The sequence below is a fragment of the Bradyrhizobium sp. BR14999 genome, from assembly GCF_056106085.1.
The window spans coordinates 3,457,277-3,481,499 of sequence record NZ_CM148536.1 but is presented as its reverse complement, the minus strand read 5'-3'; the positions used below and the strand labels follow the sequence as shown (position 1 = coordinate 3,481,499).

Genomic DNA, 24,223 nt, shown 5'->3' with positions numbered 1-24,223 from the left:
GGCTGACGTCTACGCTGGGCTCCCGTGCACTCTGTTGCACCCGACGCCGCCGAATAGCGAGGTCAAGACTCAAGCCGATGTCGACGGTGCCACTCGGTACGTCACAGGGCCTCGTATTGATGGTGCAGATGTGCGATACGCATCCCTCCCCTCATCAGCAACATCGGTCTCATCATGATCAAGCGCGTCTTGCCCTACGAAGGTCTGCTCCACGAAGTGGTCGAGCATAATGGCGTGCTTTACATCGGTGGAATCGTCCCTGAAGACACGAGCCTCGACATGTCGGGTCAGGCTAACGACGTCCTCCGGCAGCTGGCGCAGCTGCTGAAGACCCTCGGATCCGATTTGGCGAATGTCTTGCAGGTGACCATCTACATGACGGACCTCAAGGAGAAGGCCGCGTTCAACGCCGCCTGGAAGGCGCACTTTGCGGAAGCTCATCTGCCAGCGCGCGCCGCAATCGGCGTCGCCGATCTCGGTCCGGGCATCAAGCTCGAGATGACCGCGATCGCTGCGCGACAATAGCGGTTGGGAGAGCATATCCTTGTACCGGTCTTAACTTTTTGCGCCGACATCAATGTTAACGAGCGACTTTCGTTGCGCGAAGAGAATGCCCTGATACGCTCTGCGTATATCAAACGCAGCGTGTTCAAGATGATCAGATACTCATCCTACGGCACGACGAATTCTTCAAAGCAATCGCCGACGCTCGATTCTGACGATCCGCTTCGTGCCGCATATTGCGAATTGTTAGAGCTGCGTCGGCGCGTCAGGGCCGCTGAAGCGGCCATGATGACACGAGCTAGTGATCGCAGACGCAAGCCGACCGCGAGCCGAGCCCAAAACTGGCTGAAGCAGTCTGGATGACCCCCGCTCAATGACGGGTCTGCGGCAGCTTCCAGCCCAGAACCTTGCTCGCGACGAGCGTGCGCAGCACCTGCGCCGTGCCACCGCCGATCGTGAACATGCGCACGTCGCGCGCCATGCGCTCGAGCGGGAAGTCGCGCGAATAACCGCGGGCCCCGAACATCTGAAGTGCATCGTTGACGATCTTGATCGCCGCCTCGGACGCGAAGATCTTCGCCTGCGCCGCGAGGGTCGGATCGGGAAATGCGCTGCCGCCCGGGCCTCGCGACGCGGCGGCTGCATGCAGCATCAGGCGGGATGCGGTGAGCTGCGTTTGCATGTCGGCGAGCATCCATTGCAGCCCCTGGAATTCGCCGATCGGGCGCCCGAACTGCTCGCGCGTCTTGACCCATTCGACGGCGTGCTCCAGCGCACCTGCTGCGATCCCCATCGCGACAGTGCCTGCGCCGACACGCTGGCTGTTATAGGCATTGATGAGGTCGGCAAAGCCGCGCTTGAAGCCCGACGGAGGCAGCAGCACCATGTCCGGCGTGATCTCCAGATCCTCGAACACGAGCTCGCCCTCGGGCATGCCGCACAGTCCCATCGTCGTTTCGCGCTTGCCGATGCGCAGCCCTTCGGCCTCGCCGCGCACGGCCAGGAAGCCGCCGACGCCAAGCTCCTCACCGCTCTCATCGAAGACCCGCGCGAAGATCAGGTGCAGGCGCGACACGCCGGCACCGGTGATCCAATGCTTGCTGCCGTTGAGCACGAAGCGATTGCCGCGCTTGTCGGCCCGGGTCTTCATGCCGCTCGCGTCGCTGCCCGCCTCGGGCTCCGTGATGCAGATGGCCGGCTTGTCGCCTGCCAGGACGAGATCAGCAGCGCGCCTGCGCTGTGCATCGGTGCCGTAGGCCATGACGGTGGAGATCGCGCCCATATTGGCCTCGACGACGATACGCGCCGAGACCGTGCACGCGCGCGCCATCTCCTCGATCACCAGCACCGTGTCGAGGAAGCTCTGGCCCTGCCCGCCATATTCCTTCGGGATGGTCATGCCCATGAAGCGCTCGGCTTTCAGTGCCTCGACAACGTCGAAGGGATACTCGCGCGATTGATCGATCTCGGCGCCGCGCTTGCGCAGCAGCCCGTTCGAGAAGGCGGCGGCTCTTTCCTTCAAAGCCAATTGACGGGATGACAGCTCCATGGCGCCGCTCCTTCTCAGCGGCCCATGGCATAGAATTCGGCATTCGGACGCATGCTCGTCACGTTCGCGAGCCGGTTCGACAGGCCGAAAAAGGCCGAGATCGCCGCGATGTCCCAGATGTCCTCTTCGGTGAATCCGTGCGCCTTCAGCGTGGCGAAGTCGCTTTCAGACGTCTTGTGCGCCTCGGTCGAGACCCGAACAGCGAAATCCAGCATCGCCTTCTGACGATCGGTGATGTCGGCCTTGCGGTAGTTGACGGCGACCTGATCGGCAATCAGCGGGTCCTTGGCGCGGATCCGCAAGATCGCGCCATGCGCCACTACGCAATACTGGCACTGATTGAGGTTGCTGGTCGCAACGACGATCATCTCGCGCTCCGCCTTGGTCAGATTGCCGGGCTTATCCATCAGCGCGTCGTGATAGGCAAAGAACGCGCGAAACTCCTCCGGCCGGTGGGCGAGCACGAGAAAGACATTCGGAATGAAGCCGGACTTCTCCTGCACGGCCAGGATGCGGCTGCGGATATCGTCCGGCATATCGGCGAGATCGGGGACAGGGAAGCGGCTGACGGCGCGTGTTTCGGTCATGAGCTTGGCTCCTCGTTGAAGATTGGCACGACAGTCATCGCCCCTCACCTTTCGCCCGGATCATCACAAGAAAACCTTCGGCGAAGACGTCGAGCGCGTCCGGGCGCCGTTCGAGCTTGGCGCGTAGCACCGCGCCCTCCCAGCCGATCCAGAAGTACTGCGCGAGATCCTCGCAGTCGAGCTCGCTGGACATCTCGCCCGCCTCTTGCGCCGACCGCAGGCAACGGGACGTCCGCGCTTCCCAATCCCGGAACACAGCAGCGAGGCGCTTCCGGAACGGTTCGGGCAGAACACCCATCTCCTGTCCGAGATTGCCGACGAGGCAGCCGCGCCGGTAACGATGTCTCGCCATGCCCGAGCGAGCGTCCGCGATGAAATCACGCAGACGGTCGAGCGGAGCACGCTCGGTGTCGTCGAACCATCGGTCCAGCTTGCGCGCGAAATAGTCCGCATAGGCATCGATCAGTGCGAGACCAAAGGCCTCCTTGCTGTCGAAGTAATGGTAAAATGAGCCTTTTGGCACCTCCGCGGTGTCAAGGATCTCCTCGACGCCCACGGCACTGAAGCCCTTCTCGGTCAGGATCGCTACGCCGGTGCGCAGCAGCCGTGCGCGCGGCGCGTCTGGCCGTGTCTGGTCCTTAGGCGGACGGCCACGGCGACGTGGTTCGGCTGACGGCGAAATCGCTTTCATGGCGATTTATTAGACCGATCGTCTTGCAAAATCAATCCCGCGTCGTCATCGAGGCCCGGCGTCTGTCGATCGGACCTTCCAGGACGTGCGGATCGCCTCGCGCTCACGGCATCTGACAGACGTCCGGATGCAGCAGAGGAGCGTCCTTCAGCCAGACGTTCGCGCCGTCCGCACCGCAGACGGCGCGCAGGGGCTGTCCGGCGGGCAAGCGGACCCAGCCTTGCGGGAGCAGCGTCTGATCACCAATCGACAGGCTCCCGGCGAGAATGAGCATTTCGAGCCCGCGTGCATTCTCGACCGCGACGGAACTGCCCGGCATCCAGCTCTCGAAACGCACGTTCTCAAATCCATCGTCGAACAGTTCGAGCGCGCTCGCCGCCCCGGATCGCGGCTCGCGCTGACGACCTTCCGCGGGCCGTCGTACGATCTGGTCGCGATCGCCATCCCGGAACTGCCAAAGGCGCACGAAGATCGTGCAGCCAGCCTCCGATGCGGGAACGTGCGAGGTCCCGGGCGGATTGCGGAAGTAGCTGCCCGCGGGGTAATCGCCATGCTCGTCCTGAAAGACGCCATCGAGAACGACGATCTCTTCGCCGCCGCCATGCGTATGGCGCGGAAACGCGCTGTGCGGCGCGTACCGCACGATCGAGGTGGCGCGCGCGACCTCGTCACCGATGCGGAACAGCATGCGCCGGTCGACACCGGCCGCCGGGCTTTGGGTCCACGGCAGCTGCCCAGCCTGGACGATCACCGGAACCGTCAAGTTATCATTGATGCGCATGGCTCTTCTCCCTCATGGTCAACACCATTCTGAAATTGGCCTGGCCGGACCGCATCCGTGCGACGGCCTCCGCGGCGCGCTCCAGCACATCACGACGCCGTATCGCCGCGGCGCGATCGTGGTGATGCCAGCGCCAGCGCGGCGACGGCCAGGAACAGAGGCGGAAACGAAACCCACAGGACCGTATTCCAGCCGTAGGCGGAGAGCAGTCCACCCGACAGGAACGAGCCGAAGGTCATCGTCCCGAACACGATGAAGTCGTTCAGCGACTGGACGCGCGCCTTCTCCTCCGCGCGATGACACTCCAGGACCATCGCAGATGCTCCGACGAAGCCAAAATTCCAGCCGACGCCGAGCAGGATCAGCGTCGCCCAGAAGTGCCCGACCTGAATGCCGAACAGACCGACTGCCGAAGAGGCGGCGGTGAGCAGCAGCCCGGTCGCCACCACCCTCGATGCGCCGAACCGGGTGATCAGCCTGCCGGTCCAGAAGCTCGGGCCGTACATGGCGATCACATGCCATTGCAGACCAAGATTGGCAAACTCCTGCGACAGATTGCAGAACTTCATCGCGAGCGGCGCCGCCGTCATCAGGAAGTTCATCAGCAGATAGGAGACGACACCGCAGACCACCGCAGCAATGAAACGCGGCTGGCGCGCGATCACGGAAAGAGGACGGCCTCTGCCCCTGTCGGCCGCGATCGGCATCGGCAGACGGACCCCGGCGAGAACCGATAACGAGATCGCGGCGACCGCGCCTTGTGCCAGATAGGTGGCCGCGAACAGATGGGATGGCCACAGACCCATCGTATACGTGACGAGTTGCGGCCCGATCACGCCGGCAAAGACACCGCCTGCCATCACCGCCGATAGCGCGCGCGGCCGCCGCTCCGGCGCCGCACAATCGGCGGCAGCGAAGCGAAAGGACAGCACCACCGCGGCGTAGACACCGCCGAGAAACGTTGCCGCACAGAACAAGCCGAACGAGGCGTGTAGAATCGCGAGCGATCCGATCAGGCCGGAGAGGACACCGCAGCCGGTGCCGATCATGAAGGTCGCGCGTCGCCCGTAACGTTGCGCGACCGCTCCGGCGGGCAAGGTGCAGGCCGCCATCCCGACCACGAAGATCGAGATTGGGAGAGTTGCCAGCGCCTTGCTGGGCGCCAGCATGTCGCCGATCACGGCGCCGGTGGCGTAGACGATCGCCGAATTCGCGCCGGCCAGTGCCTGCGCGACGGCGAGCCTTGCGATATTGTTGCGCTCGAAACGGAACGCGGGCGGAGCCTCCATCCGCCCTTGCACGGCAACTTCTGACATTCAGACCTCGATTTGGCCGCGCCAGCGCGCATCGCGCTGCGACGGACGGCGGTGAAGGCGGCGATCGAGCAGATCGCGTGCCTTGGCGGAATCGCCGCTTCGCATGAAAGCGAGCAACAACATGTCTTCGATGATTTCCCTCTGGGCGCCGCTGCCGCCGACCCGGGCGACGTCTGCGGCCACGGGCTCGAGAATCCGCATGCATTCGGCGTAGTCGGCGTTCGCGAACGCGAGCGCCGCCCGCCCGATGGCCGGCACGACGGGACCAGCCGGCAGCGCGCCGTCCGCGACACGTTGCGCATTCGCCTTGATGCGGTCGACGGCCGTGGCGTGTTTTCCGGTCGCGGCGGCCAACAAGGCCATGTGCACTTCGACGAATGCCAGACCGGGACTCGGATAGCGGGATCCGGCGTAGCTCTCGACCTCGCCCCACATGCCGGACGGCACCTCATGGCCATACGCCTGAAGCCTCCACAACAAGGAAACCGTGTCGCTCACGACGTTGATCGGCAGACCGAGCGAGGCCGAAGGTCGAACGTATTTGGAGTAGATCGCCAGGGCGTGTTGCGGATCGTCGCGCTCCAGCGCCGAGAGCGCCGCGTGCCAGGCCAGATGACCGTGAAGCATCCCTGCCCGATCATAATCAGGCAACCAGCCTTCGAGCAGCGTTTCGGCTTCGTCCTTGGCGCCCTGCTCGAACATCGCATGCGCGACCGCATGCGCGGCGTTCGCGTTGGCGCGGCGCCGTTCGAGACCACGTTGCGCGAGGTCGCGACCTCTCGAGACCGATCCGTTCTCGGCATGTGACCAGCCGCGATAGGTCAGGAACCACCAGTCATCCGCGTCGTAGCGACCCGCGACGCGTTCGCAGAGATCCACGCGCGCCTGGTCGTGCCCGATCATCCCCGAGAACGCGAACAGGCCGAACGCACCGAGCGGCAGAGAGAGGATCAGGACGTCGCGCGGCCACGCGTCCAGATGCGCGAGCGCGCTCTCCAACGCCCGGGTGGACTGGCCGGTCACCGCGAGCGCGAGGACCGCCACATGGCTGATCTCACGCGGCGAGCCGTTTCGCGCGACGATTTCCTGCGCAGTCGCGATCCTTGCGCGCGCGTCCGCAGGCTCGGCCTTGATCGCGTGCAGACGTGCGAGGGCGGCGTGCGCCAGCGCGAAATGCGGATCGTGCTCCACGGCCTGCCGCAGCGCCTCATCTGCACCCGGCCACGCCGAAAGAAGCAGATCGATGCCGGCGCGATATTGACCGGCGGCTTTCGGTGAATCTGTCGAAATCGGCAGGCCCCGGCTGTCGCACTCGGCCATGCTCCGCTCCTGCTACGAGGGACGAGACGGTCCGGCCAACGAAGTCCGTGGTGTGGCCGGCCTTGAACTGGAGCGCTAACAGAGCGAAAAGCGGCTGTCTTTCGACGTTTTGCCAATTTATATAGAATATCGGCCAATCGGAAACGACATGACCTGGACCCCACTATCGGCTCCGCCGGATGCCTTGCCGCCGCGCCCGATCACCATGCGCGCCCAGTCGATCCCGGCGCGGCACGAATTCCTGGAGCACGCGCACGACTGGCACCAGGTGGTCTACGCCATCGACGGCGTGCTGATGGTGACCGCGGAGAACCGTTCCTTCGTCATCTCGCCCGAACAAGCCGTCTGGCTGCCGCGCGGCGTTCGCCATCGGGTGGGCTCCCTTCTCGGCGCCGAGTTTCGCAGCCTGTGGATTGCCGTCGACGCCGGGAGCAATCTGCCATCGGCTCCGACAGTGCTCGCCGTGTCTCCCCTGCTGAAGGAGTTGATCGTCGAGGCCGCAGCCATCGAAGGAAGCCAGGATACCGACGGCTACCCCGATCGCGTCGCGACACTCATTCTCGATCAGCTCGGCAGGGCCCGCGCGCTGAGGGCGGGATTGCCGTGGCCGCGCGGCGAACGCCTGCTGCGCCTTTGCGAAGCGCTCTACGTAGATCCGGCCGATTCCCGAACTTCGGATGATTGGGCCAAGGCGCTCGGCATGTCGTCGCGCACGCTGACGCGCCAGTTCGAAGCGGAAATGGGTTCGAGCCTGCGATCATGGCGGCGGCGGGTACGGCTGCTGCGCGCTATCGAGCTGTTGAGCAGAGGCACGGGAGTCACGGAGACTGCGTTGCAACTGGGCTACGGATCCGCATCCGCGTTCGTCTACGCATTCCGGACGGAAATGGGATCCAGTCCGCACGCCTACATGCGAAGAGCAACTAGCGAGCGTCGTGCCGCCGACATCCGCTGATAAGGAGTATCTGAAGCGGAGAGCTCCGGCGAAGCAGCATTCGGGCTTCCTCGGAACCATCGAAGCCGAGCTCAGTTGGGGCCAGATTGGGTTGGGTGGCATTCTTCACTGGCGGCACGACCGGCAGCACAGCGCGGACACCCTGAATGGAGTGACGAATGGCTACGGCGAGACTCAACGCTAAAGCGCGATGAGATTGGGATGAATCGTCATCGCGCTTTAGGTTATTGTTTTAGCATGATCTTTTCGGAAAACCGCTGCACACTTTTCCGGATCATGCTCTAGCCGGCGCTGACGCAGCCTCTACTTCGCCGTTCCGCTCTTGCTTCCGGTCGCGTCGGATCGTCGATCCGCGGCAAGGCCAAGCACCATGTCCGAGAACCGCTCACCCTGGACCAGAACATGATCGTGAAGTCGCGTTGCCGCGAGTTGCTCATCGCCGGCGCGGATCGCTTCGAGAATCCCGGCGTGCTCCTGGAGCGATTGCAGCAGGCGGTTGCGCGCACGTAGCTGGATACGGCGATAGGCGCTCAGCCGCTTATGCAGAGCAAAGGCTTGATCAGCGAGAAAACTGTTGCGGCTCGCGCGGTAGATCGCTTCGTGAAAATTGCGGTTGTCGGCGTAGTACTGCTCGCTGTCGCCTTCGCGCGCGGCAATCTCGCAGGCGCGATGAGCCGTCTCCATTGCGGCATCGTTCTCCGGCGTCAGCCGACGTGCCGCCAGGCGTCCGCAGGCGCTTTCGATCTCCGCCATCGTTTCGAACATCTCGAACAGCCGGGTCGGTGACGGGACGCTGACGATCGCGCCGCGGCGGGGGCGAACATCGATGAAGCCCTCGGCGCCGAGCTGGAGCAGCGCCTCCCGGATGGGGGTGCGCGACACCCCGAATCGCTCCGCCAGCGAGGCCTCGTCCAGGCGATCACCCGGCAGGAATTCTCCTGCAATCACAGCGTCTTCGATCGACTGCTTAAGTCTGAAGGCCTGGCTCATTGCATACACCTGATCCCACAATTCCATACCATATACTTGACAAAACAAACAGCATGCAGTTCATATATTAATTGTATGCAAGATTAGAAATAAAAAATGCAATCTGGCAACGGGAGGTATGGAATGAGGATTTCAAGACGCCAAGCCCTGGCCTTGGGAATCGCAGCCCCGGCGCTGCTCCGGTTCGGGGAAGCGCGCGCGGCCACGGCCCTGAAGATCTCGCACCAGTTTCCGGGTGGCACGGCGACCGAGGGTGATTTCCGCGACCGGCTCTGCCGGCGTTTCGCAGCCCTGATCCAGGAGCGCAGCAAGGGCGCGATGACCGCCGAGATCTATCCCGGCTCGTCGCTGATGAAGACCAACGCGCAGGTCTCGGCGATGCGCAAAGGTGCGCTCGACATGAGCCTCATTCCGATCTCCTACGCCGGCGGCGATCTTCCCGAACTGAACATCGGCCTGATGCCGGGTCTCGTCACCGGTTACGACGAGGGTCTCGGCTGGAAGAACAAGCCGATCGGCCAGGAGTTCAGCAAATTTCTCGCCGCCAAAGGCATCGTCATTGTCACCTGGATCTGGCAGGCGGGCGGCGTCGCCAGCCGTGCGCGTCCGCTCGTCGAGGTCGGCGATGCCAAGGGCATGAAGATCCGCGGCGGCTCGCGCGAGATGGATCTCGTGCTCCAGGCCGCCGGCGCCTCGGTGCTGTCGCTTCCCTCCAACGAACTCTATGCGGCGATGCAGACCGGCGCCTGCGATGCCGCCCTCACCTCGTCCACCAGCCTGACCTCGTTCCGCCTGGAAGAGCTCGCCAAGCATCTGACGACCGGCCGGGCCAAGAGCTACTGGTTCATGCTCGAGCCGCTCGTGATGTCGAAGGCGGTGTTCGATCGGCTTTCGAGCGAGGAGCGCGACATCATCGTCTCGGTCGGCGCCGAGCTGGAAGCGTTCGGCCGCACCGCGGCGATGGAAGACGACGTCCGCGTGGCCAAGGTCTACCAGGCCGCCGGCGCGACCGTGCATGATCTCGACGACAAGACGGTTCAGGCGTGGCGGGAGCTTGCGCGCGACACGGCCTGGAAGGATTACGCCAAAAAGAACGAGAACTGCGCCCGCCTGATCAAGCTCGCCATGGAGGCCGGATCATGAGCGCGCACGGCGTCGATCTCGGCCACTCCGTCGTCATGACGGCAGCGCGACCCGGCTCCACGGTGGGACGGATCAATCGCGCGATGATCCTGCTCAACAGGACGATCGTCGTCCTCTGCTCGGTCGCACTTATCGTCGCGAGCACGATCCTGAGCTACAGCGTGGCCGCGCGCTACTTCTTCAACGCGGCAACCTATTGGCAGGACGAGGCCGCGGTGTTCCTGCTGGTCGGCGCCACGTTCCTGTCGACCGCGTTCGTGCAAGCCGGACGCGGCCACATCGGCATCGAGGCTCTCACCGGCTATCTGTCGAAGCGCGGCAATGCGATCCGCATGCTCGTGGTCGACACCGCGAGCCTGCTGTTCTGCTGCTTCTTCGCCTGGAAATCCTGGACGCTGTTCCACGAGGCATGGGTCGACGGACAGGTGTCCGGATCGACCTGGGCCCCGCCGCTATGGATTCCCTACAGCATGATGTCGCTCGGGATGACGCTGATGACGGTTCAAATCGCGCTTCAGCTCGCCTCGCGCGTCGACGGATGGAGGAGCAAATGAGCACGTTTGCCGTCGGACTGATGTATGGCGGGGCCACGCTCGCCGTCATGGCCTCGGGCATGCCGATCGCGCTGGCGCTCGGTGCCGTCGCCGTCATCTTCATGTATTTCTTCATGCCCGCTGCATCGCTCGATACGGTGACGCAGAACGTGTACGAGGAGATGGCCTCGATCACGCTGCTGGCGATCCCGCTCTTCATCCTGAAGGGCGCCGCGATTGGCAAGTCGAAGGCGGGACAAGACCTCTACAGCGCGTTGCATGTCTGGATGGGCCGGATCCCGGGTGGGCTCGGCATCGCCAATGTGTTCGCCTGCGCGCTGTTCGCTGCAATGGCCGGATCATCTCCGGCGACGTGCTCGGCCATCGGTTCGGCCGGCATTCCCGAAATGCGCAAGCGCGGCTACTCCGGCGGCTTTGCTGCGGGCGTCATCGCAGCCGGCGGCACGCTGGGCATCCTGCTGCCGCCCTCGATCACCATGATCCTGTACGCGGTCGCGGCGGAGCAGTCGCTCGGTCGTCTCTTCCTCGCCGGCATCGGCCCGGGCCTTCTCCTGGTGCTACTGTTTGCGACGTATGCGGTGTTGAGATTCAAGTCCGAATACGCCGCGGCAGAGCGCGCTTATGCCGCGGACCCTGCGCAGCACCCGATCCTTTCGAATGAGCGCTTCACCATGGCGATGCGGTTCGGTGCGCTGCCGCGGGTGCTCCCCTTCGTCGTGCTGCTCAGCGGCGTCATGATCGCACTCTATGGCGGCTATGCGACGCCGTCGGAAACCGCAGGCCTCGGCGGCATCCTGGCGCTAGTCCTGATCGCCTCGATCTATGGCGTGTGGCGCCCGCGGGATCTCGGCCCGATCCTGGAATCGACGCTGAAGGAATCGACCATGCTGATGCTGATCATCGGCATGTCGCTGCTCTACTCCTACGTGATGAGCTATCTCCACATCAGTCAGGCGGCGGCGCAAGCGATCGTCGCGATGCAGCTCTCGCGCTGGGTGCTGCTGGCAGCGATCCTGGTGCTGGTGGTCGTGCTCGGCTTCTTCCTGCCGCCGGTCTCCATCATCCTGATGACTGCGCCGATCATCCTGCCGCCGCTCAAGGACGCAGGCTTCGACCTGATCTGGTTCGGCGTGGTGATGACGATCGTGATGGAGATGGGCCTCATTCATCCGCCGGTTGGACTCAACATCTTCGTCATCAGGAACATCGCGCCGGACATCCCGTTGCGGGACGTGATCTGGGGGACGCTGCCCTTCGTGCTCCTGATGGCGTTCGCGGTCGTCCTGCTTTGCCTGGCGCCCTCGATCTCCACCTTTCTGCCCAACCTGGTGATGGGCGCCCCGTCGCGTTAACCGAGGAGGCATGAACGATGCTGAACGACACAAGATCCGGACGCATCACGGCGCCCGAATTCCTGCAAGGGCTCATCGATACCTTGACGCAACGTGGTCGCGCGGTTCTGGGCATCAAGCCTGATCGCGAGCCAGGCGAGGATCGCGATCTCGCCCTTCTGGGTGAAGCGCTGCTCTCCAGGCGCGGCGAAGCCTCCGGCGTTGCGATCGCGCAATCGCTGCTTGCGGCTTTCGAGCAGGCCGGCGAGCCGCAGCGGCTGAAATTCCTCGCCTCGCTCGCGGACCGGTTCGGGCCCGACCGTCGCGCGATCGAGCTCGCGATCGCGGCCTACCAACGCAAGGAGGGCGGCGACGGCAGCAAGCTCGAGGCGCTCCATGCCGTCGCCGAGCCGCGCCGGCAGGAATTGATCCGGCGCCTCAATCTGGCGCCCGGCGGCACTTCGTCGCTGGTTCGCATGCGGGAGGTGCTGCTCTCGCTGCTGCGCGAGCATCCCGAGCTCCAGCCGGTCGACGACGATTTCGTCCATCTGTTCTCGTCGTGGTTCAACAGGGGCTTCCTCGTGCTGCGGCCGATCGATTGGACGACGTCTGCCAACATCCTCGAGAAGATCATCAAGTATGAGGCCGTCCATGCCATCCAGGACTGGGAGGACTTGCGCAACCGGCTCGAGCCGCCGGATCGCCGCTGCTACGCGTTCTTTCATCCGCAGCTGGTCGACGAGCCGCTGATCTTCGTCGAGGTCGCGCTAACCAAGGAGATTCCCGGCGCGATCGGCCCATTGCTCGACAAATCGCGCCAGGCGATTGCCGCGCGTGAGGCGACCACTGCCGTGTTCTACTCGATCTCGAATACGCAGAAGGGCCTGGCCGGCGTCTCGTTCGGCAATTTCCTGATCAAGCAGGTGGTGCAGGATCTCGCCCGCGAGCTGCCGAACCTGAAGACCTTCGTCACGCTGTCGCCCATTCCCGGCTTTGCCGGTTGGGTGCGGCGCGAGCTCAAGACAGAGGCCTCCGGCGCGATCGATGAGGAGACACGACGCGCGCTGGCCGCTCTCGATGACGGCGGCGACATCGCGCAGGCGAAAGAGGCCGTCACCGCGCTTGCGGCCTACTACTTCCTGAAGGCGAAGCTGCCGTCAGGCAAGCCGGTCGATCCGGTCGCCCGCTTCCATCTCGGCAACGGCGCGCGCCTGGAGCGGCTGAATTTCCTGGGGGATGCTTCGCCCAAGGGCATGAAGCAGTCCTACGGACTGATGGTGAACTATCTTTACGCGCTCGAGCACATCGAGGCGAACCACGAAGCGTTTGCGGAAGCCGGCACCGTAGTGGCGTCCGACAAGGTGAAGAAGGCCCTTCGCGCGAAATTGTCATCGCGCGACCTCGTTCCGAGTCCCCAATCCAACTCTCAACGGAAGATCTCGTCATGACCTGGAACCTGTACGACCGCCTGCTTGGCTCTGCGGAGTCCGATCAGTCCATCTGCATTGAGAAGGAGGACGGCGCGACGTTGAGCTACGCCGAACTCGCTGCGCTGAGCGGCAAGTTTGCGAACTTGCTCGCCAGGATTGGCATCGGCCCGAACCACCGTGTCGCTGCCAAGGTCGAGAAATCCGTCGAGGCCATCGCCCTCTATCTCGCAACGCTCCGCTCCGGTGCCGTCTATCTGCCGCTGAACACTGCCTATACGCCGGCCGAAACCGAGTACTTCGTCCGCGACGCGCAGCCGACATTGATCGTGTGCAATCCGAAGGAAGAAGCCGACCTGCGCGCCATTGCTGCCAAAGCGGGCGGCCGGGTCGAGACGCTCGATCACCACGGCAAGGGCTCGCTCGCCGATGCCGCGGCGGACTTCCCGATTGCATTCGACACCGTGGCCAGGGGGAATGACGACCTCGCCGCCATTCTCTACACCTCCGGCACGACCGGCCGCTCGAAGGGCGCCATGCTGACGCACGGCAATCTGGCCTCGAACGCCCTGACGCTGGTTGAAGAGTGGCGCTATTCCAGGAAGGACGTGCTGATCCACGCGCTGCCGATCTACCACGTTCACGGGCTCTTCGTGGCCTGCAACGTCACGTTCGCCGCGCGCGGGCGCATCCTGTTCATGCAAAAGTTCGACGCCGAGCGCATTCTGGCGACGATGGCGCGCAGCACCGTGCTGATGGGCGTGCCGACCTTCTATGTACGCCTGCTCGAGAGCACGAACCTGAACGAGCGCACGACCGCCAACATGAGGCTGTTCGTCGCCGGCTCGGCGCCGCTCCTTGCCGAGACTCACCGCGCCTGGCAGGCGAGGACCGGACACGCGATCCTGGAGCGCTACGGCATGACCGAAACCGGCATGATCGCCTCCAATCCCTACGACGGCCAGCGCATTCCGGGCTCCGTGGGTCGCCCCCTGCCCGCGGTCGAAGTTCGGATCGCCGATCCCGAGAGCGGTGCGGCGCTGCCCACGAACGAGGTTGGCATGATCGAAGTGAAGGGGCCGAACGTGTTTGCGGGCTACTGGAACATGCCGGACAAGACCGCGGCCGAATTCCGCAGCGACGGCTTCTTCATCACCGGCGACCTCGGCAAGCTCGATGCAAATGGCTATCTGCACATCGTCGGCCGCGGCAAGGATCTCATCATCACCGGCGGCTTCAACGTCTATCCGAAGGAGATCGAGACGGAGATCGACGCCATCCCGGGGGTCTCAGAAAGTGCCGTCGTCGGCGTGCCGCATGCCGATTTCGGCGAGGGCGTCACGGCTGCCGTCGTCCGGTCGCCGGGCTCGTCCTTGGACGAACGCACCATTCTCGCGGCGCTGTCCGGACGGCTGGCGAAATTCAAGCAGCCCAAGGGCATCATCTTCGTCGAGACGCTTCCGCGCAACACGATGGGCAAGGTACAGAAAAACCTGCTGCGGGAGCGCTTTGCAGAGCTCTATTCGGCCAAGGCCGGCCAGGGGAGTTGATACGGACGGCTTGAACGGTCCGCTCCGCAGAGCGAGCGCGGAGCCTCGAGTCTGCCGCCATCATGCAGATCGAATGGCGAGATCGGCATCCGATCGCCTCGACGACACGAGCAGCATCATCGGCCGCTCCAGCTCTTCCGTGAGCGCCTGACTCTCCCTGATCTGCTCAATCGACAGGGCGAACGCGTCGACGAGTTCGATGCTAAACCCGGACCGCACCAGCGCGTTCAAGGTGGTTCCGATCGTGCGGTGACCCAAAGCGCCTTGACAGATGGCCAAGCTTCGAAGATGTAATGTTATAACATTACATCGCGTCAGCCGAAATGCCCTGTCCCAAGCGCCGCCCTCTCCCCTTGAAAAGGCTCTTCGATCTCCATGCAGAAACTCCCCGTCACCGTCTTGTCCGGCTTCCTCGGGGCTGGAAAGACCACTTTGCTGAACAATGTCCTGAACAACCGGCACGGCCTGAAGGTGGCGGTGATCGTCAACGATATGAGCGAGGTGAACATCGATGCGGATTTGGTTCGCGATGACGGTGCGAATCTATCCCGGACCGATGAGAAGCTCGTCGAGATGACGAACGGCTGCATCTGCTGCACGCTGCGCGACGATCTCTTGAAGGAGGTCCGCGCACTCGCCGAACACGGTCGCTTCGATTATTTGCTGATCGAATCGACGGGCATCTCCGAGCCGCTGCCGGTCGCGGCGACCTTCGACTTTCGCTCCGAAGACGGCGAAAGCCTCTCCGACGTGGCGCGTCTCGACACCATGGTCACCGTGGTCGACGCCGAGAACCTGCTCAAGGACTATTCGTCGACGGATTTTCTGGAGCAACGCGGCGAAGCGCTCGAGAACGACAAGCGCACGTTGGTCGATCTCCTCGTCGAGCAGATCGAATTTGCCGATGTGATCGTCTTGAACAAGGTTGATGACGCCTCGCCCGAGCAGCGCGAAGCGGCGCGAAAGATCATTCGTGCGCTCAATCCAGAAGCGGACCTGATCGAAGCCAACCACAGCCGGGTCGCTTTCGATCGCATTCTCGACACCGGCCGGTTCGACTTCGAAAAGGCTCAGCAGCATCCCCTCTGGTACAAGGAGCTCTACGGCTTTGCCGATCACGTGCCGGAAACGGAAGAATACGGCGTGAGGAACTTCGTCTACCGCGCGCGCCGTCCGTTCGACCCCGCCAAGTTCGACAGGTTCATCAAGGAGCCTTGGCCAGGCGTCATTCGCGCCAAGGGGCACTTCTGGCTCGCGACACGGCCGCAATGGCTCGGTGAACTCAGCCAGGCGGGTTCGATCATTCGCACCCAGGCCCTTGGTTTCTGGTGGGCCGGCGTGCCGGCAGAACGATGGCCGGATGATCCTTTCTGGCGCAAGAAACTTCGACAAAACTGGAGCAGCATCTACGGCGATCGCCGTCAGGAAATCGTGTTCATCGGGGCCGGCATGGACGAAGACTCGATCTGCGCCCGCCTGGACGGATGTCTCGTGAGGGGAAAACCTGCCATGGACGTCGCGGAATGGGCAAAGCTCGCAGACCCGTTTCCGATTTGGCGGCGCGCGCACGAAGCAGCCTAGCGGGAGCGCACATGGGCGACGTCATTCGATTTGTCCCGAAATCCGAGCTCGAGCGAATTCGTCTCATTCGGGAAGCTCGCGCAATATACGACAGCATATTCCCGCCAACTGCCTTGGTCGGCGAGCAGTCATATGGTTGCCCCGCACAGAGCACGCAAAGCTCATCCGATTCCCTCAGGAATGCGCTCGAAGGCGAATGATGTAGATCCTTTGCGCTACACCGTGAGGGTCGAGCGCGAACCGCGGCAGTCAAGACGATTGCGGAAGGGAGCCGCAAGGATGCAGAATGGCTGCGCGCGTTGGGGATCTGTGATGTTCGACTGGAATGATCTCAAGTACCTGCTGGCGGTGGCCCATCACGGCAGCACGCTCGCGGCCGCACGCCATCTGGGAGTGAACCAGTTCACCGTCCAGCGGCGCCTGACCGAACCGGAAGGACGCCTTGGGCTACGATTGGTCGAGCGATCGCCTAGCGGCTACAGCCTCACCACTGCGGGCGCGCTGGTCTTCCCATTGGCCGAGGACGTGGCTGCCAGCATCGAAGCGTTCCGGCTCAAGGCCGCCGAAGCCGCCCATGCCAGCATTCTGCGTCTGACCTGCCCCGAACCCATCGCGATCCGCCTCGCACAATCGGGTTTCATCGACCGCTTCCACGCCAAACATCCCGGCATTCGTGTCCAGTTCGTCCTCGCGGATCGTTACATCGACTTGTCGAAGGGTGAGGCTGACGTCGCGTTCCGCTCCGGCGATACCACAGGGGATATGATCGGCAGAAAGATCGCCGACTCCATCTGGGCCGTCTACGCCAGTCACGCCTATCTCGAGCGCAACGGCGCACCAGGATCGATTGACGCGCTAAAAAACCATCCGCTGATCGCCTTCGACGAAAGCCTCGCCGGCCACCGGTTGTCGACCTGGCTACGTGAAGTCGCACCCGATGCTCACTATGCTGCACGAAGTATCAGCGTGCTTGGCCTGGTGTCCTCAGCGAAGGCGGGGGTCGGGATTGCGACGCTACCGATCGCGCTCGGGGATGCCGAAGTCGATCTCGTACGTGTTCTCGAGCCTGTGCCCGAGTTGACCCGGGCCTGGCGCCTCCTCACCTATCCCGATGCCCGACATCTCCCGCGGGTCGGAGCCTTCTTTGACTTTGTCGCATCGGAAGCGGACGCTTTGAAACCGATCCTCACCGGCTGAGCCAACCAATGTGCCGCTCCTCTTCGACTGCTTCGTGATGCTCGCGGAAAGCGTCGACCGCTCACTCAATTCTGACCTTTGACTGGTGTGCGATCGCGCTCCAACGATCCGCTTCCGATTGAAGATGGGCAGCAAAGGCAGCGGGCGACATCACAGTCGGCATGAAATCGGTCTCACGCAGGCGGTCCGCCACAGCGCGACATCGACCCGGAGCTTGCCATGGCTTTTTGGCACTGGGGGGAGCGCCTCTCGGGTCATTGATGGCTCTGGAGCTTCCACGCCTGCGTTTCGCCCGAACGGCGTGAAAGCGCGCGTTCGTCTGCGGCTTGATGAACAGGGCTGCGACGCTCGGATGATGCTTGCGGATTTCACCTTCGAGCGAGATCACGCATTGCTCGATATCGTCGGCGCGCTTCTCGTCGGCGAACTCGACGCTGAGGGCGGCGACAATCTCGTCCGGGGATAGTTGGACCGTCAGGAGCCCGTTGGCCTGCAGCACCCCCGGCGAACGCCGGGCGATCTCGAGGATCGATCGCGCAAGCTCAGGGTGCGCCGGCTCGCCGATCAGCAGACTCTTGCTCTCGCGGGCGAGCCCGACGGACGTGACCCCCAGCAGAATCCCGATCAGGATCGAGCCGACGCCGTCCCACACCGGTTGCTCCAGCCACACCGCCGCCGCCGTTGCCCCGGCCGCAATGACGATACCGACCAGCGCCGCACTGTCCTCGAGCAGCACCATGAATGCAGGCGGGTCCTTGCTGCGGACAAAGGCCTGATAGTAGCCGAACCGCGCCGCGTCGAAGCGGAAACGTCGCAAGGCGACCAGCCACGATGCGCCCTCGAACAGGAACGACAGCCCGAGCACGATGAAGCTGACGATGGGATCTTCGATCCGCTCAGGGGCGGCAACATGCACGAGGCCCTGATAGAGCGAGACGCCCGAACCGAGCGCAAAGATCACCAGGGCGACGATGAAGCTCCAGAAATACAGCTCGCGCCCGTAGCCGAGTGGATGGGATTCGTCCGCTGGGCGGCTGGCACGATGGTAGCCATAGAGCAGCAGCACCTCGTTGGAGGTGTCGACCACCGAGTGCACGGCCTCGCTCGTCATCGCCGAGCTTCCCGTCCAGATGGCGGCGCCGATCTTGGTGACCGCGACGAGCACATTGCCGGCAAGTGCGGCATAGACCGTGGTCTTCGATGACGAAGCAGCGGCCATGTTCACCAAGGTCAGTCCTCCTCTGCGGTCGGCGGGCCCGCCGTTACGCACAGAAGGTCAGCGCCATCACAGCAGACGCCGTATCTACGGCGTGCCGCGAGAGTTGGTGCACTCTCGCGCTACGATTTCGCCGTGCCGGGCTCGGCCAACTTCCGATGCTGCTTGGCCAGCATCTCGTTCGGCGTGATGGCGGCGACCGTCGCCTGGATCTTGTTCTTCAGACCGGTGACGACGTCGGCCTCACCGCGCAGCATTGCATCGAAGCCGGCCTTGGCGACCTCGTAGGCGCCATCCTTCTGCTCGGTGCCAACCTTGGTGTCCATCATGTCGGCGCGGCGGAAGAATTCGGTGTCGGTGGCGCCAGGCATCAGGCAAGTGACGGTGACGCCGCTATCGCGCAGCTCTTCGCGCAGAGCGAAGGAGAACGAGTCGAGAAAAGCTTTGGAGGCGTTGTACACCGCCTCGAAGCTGCCGGGCATGAAGCCGGCGATCGAGCCCGTGATGAGAATGCGCCCGGAGTTGCGTCGCACCATCGCATTGCCGGCGTGATGGATCAGGTAGAGCGTGCCGGTGATGTTGGTATCGATGACGTGCCTGATGCGTTGGAAATCCTGGTCAAGGAAGGCCTTGCCGAGGCCGATGCCGGCATTAGCCAGCAGCGCGTCGACCGGCCGGTCGGCGACCGCCGCGCAGAGCTTGTCGACGCCCTCAATGGTGGCGAGATCGGTCTCGACCGGCTCCACACTGCCGCCGAACCTACGCAGGTCGACGGCCACCCCCTCGATCGCGGCCTCGTCCGCGGCGATGACAAGATTGAAACCTGCTTGGGCGCAGCACCTGGCAAGTTCCAGGCCGATACCGGTTGAGGCGCCGGTGACGACGGCGAGTTGATTGGCGGCCATAGGGCGTATCCTCGCGGGTTGGGATGATGATGCCCAATCGCTCGACCGGCCAGCTGTTCCTATTCCCGCACGGTCCGGTGCAGTGCGAAGAATTTGCGCGTTGCATAGCAACCATCGTTCATGCCTGAACTTAGATGCCACATGATTGATGGCGGAGGACCGAGATCAAGGCGCTGGTTTGGCATGGCAAGGCGGACATCCGGTGCGACACCGTCACCGACCCGGAAATCCAGGACCCGCGCGACGCCATCATCAAGCTCACGAGCTGCGCCATCGCTGTCCGTTTACAGAGCTTGATCGAGAGGCCACCTGCAACGAGGTGAAATCGAGGCAATGACCAAATCCCGTGACGAACGCGCGTGGTGGCAATCCGCGGTCATCTATGAAATCGCGCCGATCTCGTTCCAGGATTCCAATGGCGACGGCAAAGGCGACCTCGCCGGCTTGATGTCGCGGCTAGACTATTTGAGATGGCTCGGCATCGATGCGGTGTGGCTCACGCCGATCTACCGCAGTCCCTTTCGCGATCTCGGCTATGATATCTCCGATTATTGTTCAATCGACCCGGGCTTCGGCACGCTCGACGAATTCGATCGCCTCGTCAGCGCCCTGCACACAGAAGGGATCCGGCTCATTCTCGACCTCGTCCCCAATCACACTGCCGACGACCACGCCTGGTTCGTCGAGAGCAGCAGTTCGCGCCACAGCGCAAAGTCCGATTGGTACATCTGGGCCGATCCGGCCGAGAATGGCGGACCGCCGAACAACTGGCTGAGTCGTTTCGGCGGTAGCGCCTGGGAGTGGTGTGACGCGCGGCGGCAATATTACTACCACTCCTTCCTGGTCGAGCAGCCCGACCTGAACTGGCGCAATCCGGACGTGAGGGCTGCGATCGCCGAGGTCATGCATTTCTGGCTCGACCGCGGCGTCGACGGCTTTCGCGTCGATGCCAGCGCCGTGCTGATCAAGGACGATCTGTTGCGCGACAATCCACCAAACCCGCAAGCCAAGGACAAGCCGCCGCCGCAACGCCATACGTCCGTGTTTACCGACGACCGGCCGGAGACGATGTCGTGCATCGAATTCATCCGTGAGGTGATCGATGGCTATCCGGACCGGCTATTGTGCGGCGAAGTTCAGGGCAAGACCGACCGGATCGGGCACTTCTACGGCAACGATCGACCGCGCCTGCACCTGCCGCTGAATTTCGCGCTGCTGGACTCGCGATGGGACGCGCTGTCGCTCCAGGCGACTATCGACGCCTATCTCAACGCCATTCCCAAGGACGCTTGGCCGGTGTGGGTGATCGGCGGGCACGACAAGCAGCGGATCGCGAGCAAGATCGGTGCCGCGCAGATGCGCGTGCTCGCGATGCTGTTGATGACGCTGCGGGGAACGCCGTTTTTCTTCATGGGCGACGAGATCGGCCGCAAACGGGTCCCTATTCCAGCCGATCGCGTTCGCGATCTCTTCGAGAAGCTTGTGCCGGGATATGAACTTTGCCGCGATCCCGAGCGCGCGCCGATGCGCTGGGATGACAGCGAGAGCGGTGGATTCACCACAGGCAGCCCATGGCTACCGCTGGGGCCGCGCGATGCGCCCAACGTGGCGCAGCAGAGGCGGGACGAACATTCCATCCTGGCGTTGTTTCGCGCGCTGATCGCGCTGCGGCGCGAGCATGCCTGTCTTCGCGAAGGCAGCCACGCGCCGCTGCGATCGCAAAACGACGTCCTCGCCTTCAAGCGCGTGACAGACGCGGGCGAAGTGCTGGTCGCCCTCAACATCGTCGCCGAGCCGCGGAGATGGCACTGGCACGGCCGTGGCCGCCTGCTGATGTCAACACATCTGGACCGGCCGCGCGAGCCATTGCCGGACGCATCGATCCTGCTTCGGGGCAATGAAGGCGTGATCATCGAGCTCGCACGGCGATGATCGGAGGAACCATCGGCGCGCCAAGGAGTCTGCCCCACGCCTCCGGCATCTGCCCCCTGCTGTCGGACGCACTTTGGACGAAACCGCAGGCCCCGGCGCTTATTCCCCCGTTTGGCGCCGGGGCAGCGGCGTGAGCTTGGAGGCTGCCATGGGCAAGGTGAAAGGTCTTAAGCGGCGGATCGCCGGCAAGGCGAAACAGGCCGTCGGCGAGATCGTCGGGGATCAGGAGCTCCACGAGGACGGCAAGGCCGAGGCGGAGCGCGGCCGCGAGGAACAGGGCCAGCCGAGCGAACTCAATCCGCTGAAGAAGCTCCAGCAGCTGACGTGAACGCGCCGTCGCAACCGGCGCTCTAGCAATCAGGTGAAGCGGACGACCGGCGTTCTCCTGGGTCTTGCAACCGCTTTGGAGGGATGCATTTCGCGCTTGGCAAGTCCTACGAGGTGCCAATCCGCTCGCCGTCGCTTCATGCGACCTTCAGGGCGGCCGTGCTGTCGGCGTCCAGGAATCCCGTAAGCCTGCCCCTGATCAGTCGCTCGGCGTCCGCCATGATGCGGTCGACCAGTTCCTTCACGGTCGGAATGTCGCGGATGAGTTCGACGACCATGCCGCAGCTCCAAGCGCCCGCGTCCATATCGCCGTCGATCATCACCTTCGGATAGACGCCCGCCACCTGGTCATGGATGTCGTCAATCTTGAGGCTTTTACCTTTCTCTCGCTCGATCTCCAGCAAGTCTTCGACGCCCTTGTTGTTGAGGACCCGCTCGGTGTTGCGGAGCGCGCGCATGACGAGCCGGGTATCGAGCTCCGAGGCCTGGACCAGCGCATTCTTGACGTTCTCATGCACCGGTGCCTCCTTGGTGGCGATAAAGCGCGTGCCCATGTTCATGCCGGCGGCCCCCATCGCCAGCGCCGCAACCAGGCTGCGCGCATCTGCCATGCCGCCGGATGCAACAAACGGGATCTTCAGTTCCTCGGCCGCACGCGGCAACAGGATCATGTTTGGCATGTCATCCTCGCCCGGATGGCCGCCGCATTCAAATCCGTCGACGCTGACGGCATCGCAGCCGATCTGCTCGGCCTTCAGCGAATGCCGGACGGAGGTGCATTTGTGGATCACCTTGATGTCGCCGGCCTTCAGAGCCGGCATGTACTGCTCGGGGCTGCGCCCGGCGGTTTCGACGACCTTGACGCCGCCCTCTCTGATCGCTGCGATGTACTCCGGATAGGGTGGCGCGCTGAAGGTGGGCAGAAAGGTCAGGTTCACCCCGAATGGTTTATCCGTCATGTCGCGGCAGCGCGCGATCTCCTTGGCCAGCAGTTCCGGCGTCCGCTGCGTCAGGCCCGTGATGATCCCCAGGCCGCCGGCATTCGACACCGCGGCGGCGAGTTCGGCGAACCCCACATAGTGCATCCCACCCTGGATGATCGGATGCTCGATGCCGAACAGTTCAGTGATCGCTGTCTTCACGAATGATCTCCCGCGTTTCCGCTCAGTGGATGATTTCAAACAATCCCGCCGCGCCCATGCCACCACCGATGCACATGGTCACCACGCCGTATTTCGCCTTGCGCCGCCGCCCCTCGATCAGGAGGTGACCGGTGAGCCGCGCCCCGGTCATGCCGTAGGGATGACCGATCGCAATCGAGCCGCCATTGACGTTGAGCTTGTCCGGGTCAATGCTGAGCTTATCGCGGCAATAGATCACCTGGACCGCGTAGGCCTCGTTCAGCTCCCAGAGATCGATGTCGTCGATCTTCAGGCCATGGCGCTTGAGCAGCCGCGGGATCGCGGCGACCGGACCGACGCCCATCTCGTCGGGTTCGACGCCGGCAGCGACGAAGCCGCGGAAGATGCCGAGCGGCTTGAGGCCCTTCCTGGCTGCAATCTTATCGCTCATGATCACACAGGCCGAAGCACCGTCGGAAAGCTGGCTGGCATTGCCCGCGCTGATCGTCTTGCCCTCGAACACCGGCTTGATCCTGGCCAGGACTTCGGCGGTCGTTTCCGGGCGCGGGCCTTCGTCCTTTGTCAGCGTCACCTGCTCGTAGGTCACCTCCTTCGTGTCCTTGTTGACGAGCGCCATCCTGGTGGTGAATGGCACGATCTCGTCGTTGAAGTGGCCGGCCTGCATGGCAGCGCCGACGCGGCGTTGGCATTCGAGACTGTATTCGTCCTGCTTGTCGCGACCGATCTTGTAGCGTTCGGCGACGATCTCGGCCGTCTCGAGCATCGACATGTACATTTCCGGCTTCATCGCCATCAACTCATCGTCGACGGCATGAAACCGGTTCATGTGGTCGTTCTGCACGAGGCTGATCGACTCGATGCCCCCGCCGATCGCGACCTCGACCCCATCCGATATCACCGAGCGCGCGGCAACGGCGATGGCCTGCAGGCCGGAGGCACATTGGCGGTCGATGGTGGTGCCGGCGACGGTGACCGGCAAGCCAGCGCGGATCGCGCCCTTGCGCGCGACGTTCATCACCATGGTGCCTTGCTGCATCGCGCAGCCCATCACCACGTCCTCGACTTCGCCGGGCGCGACGCCGGCCCGCTTCACGGCTTCGGCCATCACGTGCCCGGCCATGGTCGGGCCGTCCGTGTTGTTGAGCGCGCCGCGATAGGCCTTGCCGACGGCGGTCCTTGCGGTGGAAACGATGACTGCTTCAGTCGTCATGCTGGCCTCTTCTCT

General features: G+C 63.6%; 23 protein-coding genes and 1 pseudogene. 12 read left to right on the top strand and 12 right to left on the bottom strand.

From position 1 onward, the window contains the following. Positions 1–174 precede the first annotated feature (174 nt). Complete coding sequence (locus ACR9YP_RS16015) at positions 175–525, top strand: RidA family protein (protein ID WP_438106366.1); 351 nt, start codon at positions 175–177, stop codon at positions 523–525. 349 nt (positions 526–874) lie between these two features. Here ACR9YP_RS16015 and acdA read toward each other — a convergent pair whose 3' ends face one another. The 6 genes from acdA to ACR9YP_RS15985 all read right to left on the bottom strand — a co-directional run bounded on the left by acdA (position 875) and on the right by ACR9YP_RS15985 (position 6,748). Then, entirely contained in the window at positions 875–2,053 is a 1,179-nt protein-coding gene (acdA, locus tag ACR9YP_RS16010) for a 3-sulfinopropanoyl-CoA desulfinase (RefSeq protein ID WP_438106364.1), read from the bottom strand. 14 nt (positions 2,054–2,067) lie between these two features. Beyond that, the gene (locus tag ACR9YP_RS16005) at positions 2,068–2,640 is read right to left on the bottom strand and encodes a peroxidase-related enzyme (protein WP_130211712.1); all 573 of its coding nucleotides are present in this window, start codon (positions 2,638–2,640) and stop codon (positions 2,068–2,070) included. Between the two features lie 34 nt (positions 2,641–2,674). Next, positions 2,675–3,331 (bottom strand): acrylate utilization transcriptional regulator AcuR, encoded by a 657-nt coding sequence (gene acuR, locus ACR9YP_RS16000; RefSeq protein WP_438106362.1) that lies wholly within the window; start codon positions 3,329–3,331, stop codon positions 2,675–2,677. Between the two features lie 103 nt (positions 3,332–3,434). Next, complete coding sequence (locus tag ACR9YP_RS15995; RefSeq protein ID WP_438106360.1) at positions 3,435–4,112, bottom strand: cupin domain-containing protein; 678 nt, start codon at positions 4,110–4,112, stop codon at positions 3,435–3,437. An 89-nt stretch (positions 4,113–4,201) separates the two neighbouring features. Further along, positions 4,202–5,428 (bottom strand): MFS transporter, encoded by a 1,227-nt coding sequence (locus ACR9YP_RS15990; RefSeq protein WP_438106359.1) that lies wholly within the window; start codon positions 5,426–5,428, stop codon positions 4,202–4,204. Further along, positions 5,429–6,748, bottom strand: coding sequence for a tetratricopeptide repeat protein (locus ACR9YP_RS15985; protein WP_474220395.1), 1,320 nt, complete (start codon positions 6,746–6,748; stop codon positions 5,429–5,431). A gap of 148 nt (positions 6,749–6,896) precedes the next feature. Between ACR9YP_RS15985 and ACR9YP_RS15980 the strand changes: the two genes are divergently transcribed. After that, on the top strand, positions 6,897–7,703 hold the full coding sequence (locus tag ACR9YP_RS15980; RefSeq protein ID WP_474220394.1) for an AraC family transcriptional regulator: 807 nt from the start codon (positions 6,897–6,899) through the stop codon (positions 7,701–7,703). 303 nt (positions 7,704–8,006) lie between these two features. Here ACR9YP_RS15980 and ACR9YP_RS15975 read toward each other — a convergent pair whose 3' ends face one another. Next, positions 8,007–8,693 (bottom strand): GntR family transcriptional regulator, encoded by a 687-nt coding sequence (locus tag ACR9YP_RS15975; RefSeq protein ID WP_438106354.1) that lies wholly within the window; start codon positions 8,691–8,693, stop codon positions 8,007–8,009. 123 nt (positions 8,694–8,816) lie between these two features. Here ACR9YP_RS15975 and dctP point away from each other — a divergent pair, with 123 nt between their 5' ends. From dctP to ACR9YP_RS15950, 5 genes are read left to right on the top strand one after another with little or no spacing between them, the layout of a single operon-like run. Then, entirely contained in the window at positions 8,817–9,836 is a 1,020-nt protein-coding gene (dctP, locus tag ACR9YP_RS15970) for a TRAP transporter substrate-binding protein DctP (RefSeq protein WP_438106352.1), read from the top strand. Next, positions 9,833–10,390 (top strand): TRAP transporter small permease, encoded by a 558-nt coding sequence (locus tag ACR9YP_RS15965; protein WP_128945279.1) that lies wholly within the window; start codon positions 9,833–9,835, stop codon positions 10,388–10,390. Before dctP ends, ACR9YP_RS15965 begins: the two co-directional genes overlap by 4 nt. Next, positions 10,387–11,742, top strand: coding sequence for a TRAP transporter large permease (locus ACR9YP_RS15960; protein WP_438106350.1), 1,356 nt, complete (start codon positions 10,387–10,389; stop codon positions 11,740–11,742). The genes ACR9YP_RS15965 and ACR9YP_RS15960 overlap by 4 nt, the downstream gene beginning before the upstream one ends. Positions 11,743–11,759: 17 nt before the next feature. Continuing rightward, positions 11,760–13,169 carry a malonyl-CoA decarboxylase gene (locus ACR9YP_RS15955; protein WP_474220392.1) on the top strand — a complete coding sequence of 470 codons (1,410 nt, stop codon included), beginning with the start codon at positions 11,760–11,762 and terminating at the stop codon, positions 13,167–13,169. Continuing rightward, entirely contained in the window at positions 13,166–14,698 is a 1,533-nt protein-coding gene (locus ACR9YP_RS15950) for a malonate--CoA ligase (RefSeq protein WP_438106349.1), read from the top strand. Before ACR9YP_RS15955 ends, ACR9YP_RS15950 begins: the two co-directional genes overlap by 4 nt. A 60-nt stretch (positions 14,699–14,758) precedes the next feature. Here ACR9YP_RS15950 and ACR9YP_RS15945 read toward each other — a convergent pair whose 3' ends face one another. Then, positions 14,759–14,929: a hypothetical protein gene (locus tag ACR9YP_RS15945; RefSeq protein WP_438106347.1), complete on the bottom strand. Its 171-nt coding sequence runs from the start codon at positions 14,927–14,929 to the stop codon at positions 14,759–14,761. A 144-nt stretch (positions 14,930–15,073) separates the two neighbouring features. Here ACR9YP_RS15945 and zigA point away from each other — a divergent pair, with 144 nt between their 5' ends. The 3 genes from zigA (at position 15,074) to ACR9YP_RS15930 (ending at position 17,476) form a co-directional block, all read left to right on the top strand. Next, positions 15,074–16,279, top strand: coding sequence for a zinc metallochaperone GTPase ZigA (gene zigA / locus ACR9YP_RS15940; RefSeq protein WP_438106345.1), 1,206 nt, complete (start codon positions 15,074–15,076; stop codon positions 16,277–16,279). An 11-nt stretch (positions 16,280–16,290) separates the two neighbouring features. Next, on the top strand, positions 16,291–16,479 hold the full coding sequence (locus ACR9YP_RS15935; protein ID WP_438106344.1) for a hypothetical protein: 189 nt from the start codon (positions 16,291–16,293) through the stop codon (positions 16,477–16,479). 112 nt (positions 16,480–16,591) lie between these two features. Next, positions 16,592–17,476 carry a LysR family transcriptional regulator gene (locus ACR9YP_RS15930; RefSeq protein WP_438106342.1) on the top strand — a complete coding sequence of 295 codons (885 nt, stop codon included), beginning with the start codon at positions 16,592–16,594 and terminating at the stop codon, positions 17,474–17,476. 283 nt (positions 17,477–17,759) lie between these two features. Here the strand turns inward: ACR9YP_RS15930 and ACR9YP_RS15925 are convergent. Next, positions 17,760–18,695 (bottom strand): annotated as a pseudogene (locus ACR9YP_RS15925) (cation diffusion facilitator family transporter); the annotation flags it as partial. Between the two features lie 119 nt (positions 18,696–18,814). After that, entirely contained in the window at positions 18,815–19,597 is a 783-nt protein-coding gene (locus ACR9YP_RS15920; RefSeq protein WP_474220390.1) for an SDR family NAD(P)-dependent oxidoreductase, read from the bottom strand. A 333-nt stretch (positions 19,598–19,930) separates the two neighbouring features. Between ACR9YP_RS15920 and ACR9YP_RS15915 the strand changes: the two genes are divergently transcribed. Both ACR9YP_RS15915 and ACR9YP_RS15910 read left to right on the top strand, forming a co-directional pair. Beyond that, positions 19,931–21,529, top strand: coding sequence for an alpha-amylase family glycosyl hydrolase (locus ACR9YP_RS15915; RefSeq protein WP_438106338.1), 1,599 nt, complete (start codon positions 19,931–19,933; stop codon positions 21,527–21,529). Positions 21,530–21,677: 148 nt separating this feature from the next. After that, a complete protein-coding gene (locus tag ACR9YP_RS15910; protein WP_091878224.1) occupies positions 21,678–21,857 on the top strand; it encodes a CsbD family protein in 180 nt (59 codons plus the stop codon). Between the two features lie 136 nt (positions 21,858–21,993). Here ACR9YP_RS15910 and ACR9YP_RS15905 read toward each other — a convergent pair whose 3' ends face one another. After that, a complete protein-coding gene (locus tag ACR9YP_RS15905; RefSeq protein ID WP_474220387.1) occupies positions 21,994–22,998 on the bottom strand; it encodes an NAD(P)H-dependent flavin oxidoreductase in 1,005 nt (334 codons plus the stop codon). 22 nt (positions 22,999–23,020) lie between these two features. Further along, on the bottom strand, positions 23,021–24,208 hold the full coding sequence (locus ACR9YP_RS15900; protein WP_438106336.1) for an acetyl-CoA C-acyltransferase: 1,188 nt from the start codon (positions 24,206–24,208) through the stop codon (positions 23,021–23,023). Positions 24,209–24,223: the final 15 nt, after the last annotated feature.